This window comes from Kaistella haifensis DSM 19056 (assembly GCF_000735695.2).
Lineage (GTDB): Bacteria > Bacteroidota > Bacteroidia > Flavobacteriales > Weeksellaceae > Kaistella > Kaistella haifensis.
Map to the genome: position 1 here is coordinate 1 of NZ_JASZ02000052.1, position 4,725 is coordinate 4,725.

Here is a 4,725-nt window from a genome sequence, read left to right on the forward strand (position 1 = left end):
AGATACGGAATAAAACCCATTAATTCAAATTAAATCATTGAAAATCAACAAGTTAACCAAAAAAAATCAAACAATCTTAAATACAAAAAGTCGGAAGAAAAATCTTCCGACCATGACTGCCGCTAGTTGCGGATTTTCTTTTTTTAATCATTTGGCTTATGCCTATGTGGCTTAAGTGTTGGATGATTAGGTTTTGAGGCAGGAGTAACTCTTCTGCGCTGATCCGGTGTTCCATCCGGTTTTTTCGGTTTCGGCCCAGGCTTTATTGCCTTGATGGTTTCAAAAGTACTCATTTGTGAAAAATTTAAAATTAATACTTCTAATATCGTGATTTTACTTGCTTTTTCCTAGTTGGTGAATATTAACAAATTATTAAATCTATAAATGTCAGTACTTGATTCACCCTAATTTAACTGGTAAGCGCAACATAAAGCATACATATTTCGCCCCTTTATAACAAACAGTGCAAACTGAGGAAAGCAAATAATAAAGCCGGTCTTTTGAACCGGCCTGAATGATTTTCGTAGAAGATAAGCACCTGATTAATACTGTTTGCCTGACTCACCAGGTGAATTTTCGGTGAAATTTTCCCGGGATTTCCTGTTTTTGTCGCCGTATTCTTCGGCACTGACTGCCGTTTGTGATACCGCGCCAATGATCGTTCCGCCCAAAAGCAAATACCCACCAACCGCAACAACTGCTGCAGGGAGTGCCACCGGGGCAGCCACGAGAACACCGCCAACCGCCGACAAAGCCAGTCCAAGATTACGCACGATTCTGAACCATTTTGGCGTTGGTTCCTGTATTCTGCGGACTAGGTTAAGATTTCTCTGTTTCATGATCCTGATTTTTTAATTGGTTAAACTCTAATTTGGAAACCCTCTGTTCCAGAAAATCCACTTTCTGATTGAGAAGGTCGTAACTGTTTTTGAACTCTGTTTTGATCAGCAAAGCCATGGTCTTGACTTCTGTAATATCTTTTTCCATGCTTTTAAAATCGCTGTGCAATTGGCGTATAAAATAAGCAACAATCGCCAGAAGAACGGAAGAAACCGAGCCAAACAAAACATTGAGTGTGATTTCTGTTTGTATTGTCATAGGATTTTAAAATTGGAAAATATTCTTAATTTCAATCTGATTATCCTTTCCGGTAGCGGCTTCATACAGTTTTCTGTAAACCTGTTTGTAGGCGTCCACGCTCTGCAGAACCTGATAATCGCCGTCTTTTTTGATATAGGACAGTCCGACAAGCGGACATCCTGCCGTATGTTCAATCGTATTTCCAACGTGAATGTAAACCGAGCTGAATGTTGGAAGATCTGCAATCTCTATCATTCCTTTGTGGATCGGTCCGTATTTTGGGAAATACGTTTTGTTCATTCCACCCCAGGTATTCAAACGAAGGTTAAAAATTCCTTCCGGAATGGCGGTCTGCTTCATGATTTTCTTTTCCCGGATTTTATCTTCCAGGAGAAAGCACTGGAAAATACCGTCAATGTATAAATGCGAGAGTGTAGAATTTTTGCCTTCTGCAACTCTGATGATTTTTGTTTTCATAACGCAATAAGTATTTGTGAAATAGTAAAGTGAAACAAAAAAGGCTTCCCGATTTGGGAAGCCCTTTGAAGAATTTTTCCTAAAAAACTTCCTCGATTTTGAGACAGTTTCCACTCGCGAACGGATAGTGGTTTCCGTTGACTTCCTGGAAAAACTAAATTCCGATACACTGAACCACCGAAACTTTATTGTCCAGAACAGGAGCACCCGGAAGTGTCGCTGTAATGGTATCACCTGCATAAGGAACATCCAACGGAATGTACGGCGAATAAGCGATGTTGGTCAGCTCATTGTTTACCATGTCATCAGGTTCGTATGTTCCTGTGGTCGGATTGTAAGAAAAATCAGAAAGAACCGAAATCGCGTTAATCAGTCTGAAATGAGTTGCACCTGAAGGAGCAGTAACCAGATCAGCAGGATTAAAAGCTGCAACGATAAAATCTGAAGAAGTTCTTCCTGCATCCGGCTCGATGTCGTAAGGAGCATTAAAAATACCGGAGATAGAAAGGTTTTTGTTGAATTCAAATCCAAGCAGATAATTCCTCTGAGTGGACACTTCAACTTTTCGGTAACCTCTGGCTTCAGTACCGTCCTCCAGATTGATTTTCTTCATGATAGAAGTTAAACGACCGGTTACCTGTGGATCCGTAAATTTTCCCATAAGAGCGGAGAGAGCCGTTCTTAACGATTTACCGACCTTGGCGCAACCGCCAAATTCGTTCATATTTTCGCGTGTTCTTTCGAACTCCGGTGCAGAGTGCACCTGCTGTGCAGTTGGACCGCCGACCATACCGGCGAAAAATCCTTCCTGACCTTTGATTTTAAAATGCCTAACGTCACCGATTGTTCCGACGTATTTCATAAGGCCTTTTTGTCTTGCCATTGTTTTAAATTTTAAAAATTAGAAAAGAGAGAAAAACACTGTTGTCTAGACAGATACAAATTTCATTTATTAACTTTGAAAAAACAATAGATAAAATACTGTAAATCAATGAAATACAATGCAATTAGAGCAAGCCTTAACGAAATGGAAGGCAGCACAACAGGAAATCCGTCCGCAAAATATTTTCAGATTAAAAACATCCATGTCCAACCATTTTGGATTGTGGAAGAAGTCTTGGACGGAGACAGTTTAAAAGTGAAACAGGAATTCACACAGCAAAGGCGCGAAATTCGACTTTACGGCTTAGACGCACCGGAAGTTCATTTATCAAGAAAAATGCGCGAGGATGAAGCGAAAAGCGGTGTGCCTGCCTCCATACTGCAAAACCTCGGACTGCAATCCCTGGACTATGTTTTGAATGTATGTCCGCCAGGCACACGAATTACCTTGCTCACCGAACCAAAGAACCGCACAGATTTTTGGCTGAGGGATCTGGCGTATGTTATTCTGCCGTCCGGCGAATGTCTGAATGAACTAATATTACTAAACGGATGGGCAAAAGCAGCAAATTCATATTTTTGCGCTCAATTACCTTATTTTCAGTATATTTGTTTCCAAGCCCAAAAGCAAAAGAAAGGTATTTACAGTTTTATAGAACATTTTTAATTTGTTGTACTTATGTTGTACTTAGCCGCCAATAAATCTACTATAAAGCCCTGTTTAAAGCACCTTTCAAATGAATTACATGTATTTGGGTGTTAGCAGAGATTGTAACACAAGACCGTAAACAAAATGAGATTGATTTTAACTATATTGACTTTGTTTCCTTTTTTAACTTTCGGTCAGTACGACCCTAAAATGGAAGAATACCAACATAAAAAAATTATAACAAAGTCCGATACAATAAATTATCATATCTATTCAAAAGGAAGAATTGAGGAAAAAAGTAAAATATTGATTTATTTTCACGGTTCAGGAGGAAATCCTCTATTTATGCAGACCATTAAAACGGACACAATAAAAGTGGTTGAAAATGGTGAGTCCAAGAACAAAATTCAAAAATCTATTTTTCTCAACACTTCTGTTCCTTTTGATTTAGAAAGAATACCAAATGATTACGTTTTTGTCTTAATCTCAAAAAAAGGCGTTCCATTTTCTGCTGACAAAGATTCTTATAAGCCAAGTCAAATTTTTTATAAAAATGAATCTTTGAATTATAGAGTTTGGCAAGGAGAAAGCGTAATAAACGACCTAACAAAAAAGTTGATAAAAAAGCCAAAAAAAGTTGTAATAATTGGACACTCTGAGGGTTCTGATGTAGTTGCGAAATTAGGACAAAAAAATAAAAAAGTAACACATATTGGATATTGGGCAGGTGGAGCAAATACCCAATATTATGATTTTGCTTTATTTATTCAAAAAGATGTTCAAAGTGGTAAAATAACTCAAACAGAAGCGAATAAATCTTTAGATAGCTTATTCACAGATATTAAAGATATAGAAAACGACCCGAATAATGCAGAGAAACAATGGTTAGGAAATCCTTATCGCAGATGGTCTCAGTTTACAGAACCTTCAATTGACAATCTACTAAAAATTAACAAACCCTTATTTGTAGCGGTTGCAGGAAAAGACGAGTCTGTTCCAATTGAAAGTAGTTTATTAATACCAATTGAGTTTATTAGACATAAAAAAGATAATTTGACCTTTAAAATATATCCTGACTATAATCACTCTTTTGCAAAACTACCACAAAATGAAAACGAAGAATGGAGTTGGGAATTTATGAATGTTTTTGAAGATTTTATGAAATGGGTGGAACAATAACAACCTCTGCTAATAACTAAGCTTTCGTTTTGTCTGCAAGACAAGAAATGAAAGCCCGTTGAACGGAAGCTCCGGTGGCTTTTCCTCCCCACTTGGTAATCTTATGGAGTTATCGTTTCTAGAATTTAGGATATTAGAGCAGTTTTTTAGAAGGACTGCTTTTTTTGTAGCGTTGGGTAGCCTTTGGAAGTGGTTTCTGCGGGGTTTTACTGGCTGTAGAGCACAGCTTCCCTTACCCGCAAAGGTTATTTCGCAGACAAAGGTTGGGTAACGAAAAGAAAGTCCTGCGGCGGACCGCGCTGCCCGAAAACGGCAATGGTCACCAGGTTTCCCCGATTGCAGCACCGGCATTTATTGAACAGCGTCTTCCGGTCGAAATCCAAATGCTAAAGCTTGATATTCCTTACTTCCATACAGCGCAGTCCGCAACCGTAGATCAGGCCGATGAGCAGTTTGTG

Annotated in this window: 6 protein-coding genes and 1 pseudogene; 2 read left to right on the forward strand and 5 right to left on the reverse strand. The window is 38.6% G+C overall.

Annotation, left to right across the window (positions count from 1 at the left end):
• Window positions 1-542: 542 nt before the first annotated feature.
• From AP75_RS13405 to AP75_RS13420, 4 genes are all read right to left on the reverse strand, one after another.
• Window positions 543-839: a hypothetical protein gene (locus tag AP75_RS13405; protein ID WP_034766733.1), complete on the reverse strand. Its 297-nt coding sequence runs from the start codon at window positions 837-839 to the stop codon at window positions 543-545.
• Complete coding sequence (locus tag AP75_RS13410; protein ID WP_221404549.1) at window positions 820-1,098, reverse strand: hypothetical protein; 279 nt, start codon at window positions 1,096-1,098, stop codon at window positions 820-822. The genes AP75_RS13405 and AP75_RS13410 overlap by 20 nt, the downstream gene beginning before the upstream one ends.
• Before the next feature lie 6 nt (window positions 1,099-1,104).
• Entirely contained in the window at window positions 1,105-1,557 is a 453-nt protein-coding gene (locus tag AP75_RS13415) for a DUF5675 family protein (RefSeq protein WP_031502196.1), read from the reverse strand.
• 154 nt (window positions 1,558-1,711) lie between these two features.
• Complete coding sequence (locus AP75_RS13420) at window positions 1,712-2,440, reverse strand: hypothetical protein (RefSeq protein WP_088264965.1); 729 nt, start codon at window positions 2,438-2,440, stop codon at window positions 1,712-1,714.
• Window positions 2,441-2,548: 108 nt separating this feature from the next.
• Between AP75_RS13420 and AP75_RS13425 the strand changes: the two genes are divergently transcribed.
• Both AP75_RS13425 and AP75_RS13430 read left to right on the forward strand, forming a co-directional pair.
• Window positions 2,549-3,106 (forward strand): thermonuclease family protein, encoded by a 558-nt coding sequence (locus tag AP75_RS13425; RefSeq protein ID WP_031502200.1) that lies wholly within the window; start codon window positions 2,549-2,551, stop codon window positions 3,104-3,106.
• A gap of 192 nt (window positions 3,107-3,298) precedes the next feature.
• A complete protein-coding gene (locus AP75_RS13430; protein WP_242589841.1) occupies window positions 3,299-4,267 on the forward strand; it encodes an alpha/beta hydrolase family protein in 969 nt (322 codons plus the stop codon).
• Between the two features lie 245 nt (window positions 4,268-4,512).
• Here the strand turns inward: AP75_RS13430 and AP75_RS14935 are convergent.
• Window positions 4,513-4,635, reverse strand: a pseudogene (locus AP75_RS14935) (IS91 family transposase); the annotation flags it as partial.
• Window positions 4,636-4,725: the final 90 nt, after the last annotated feature.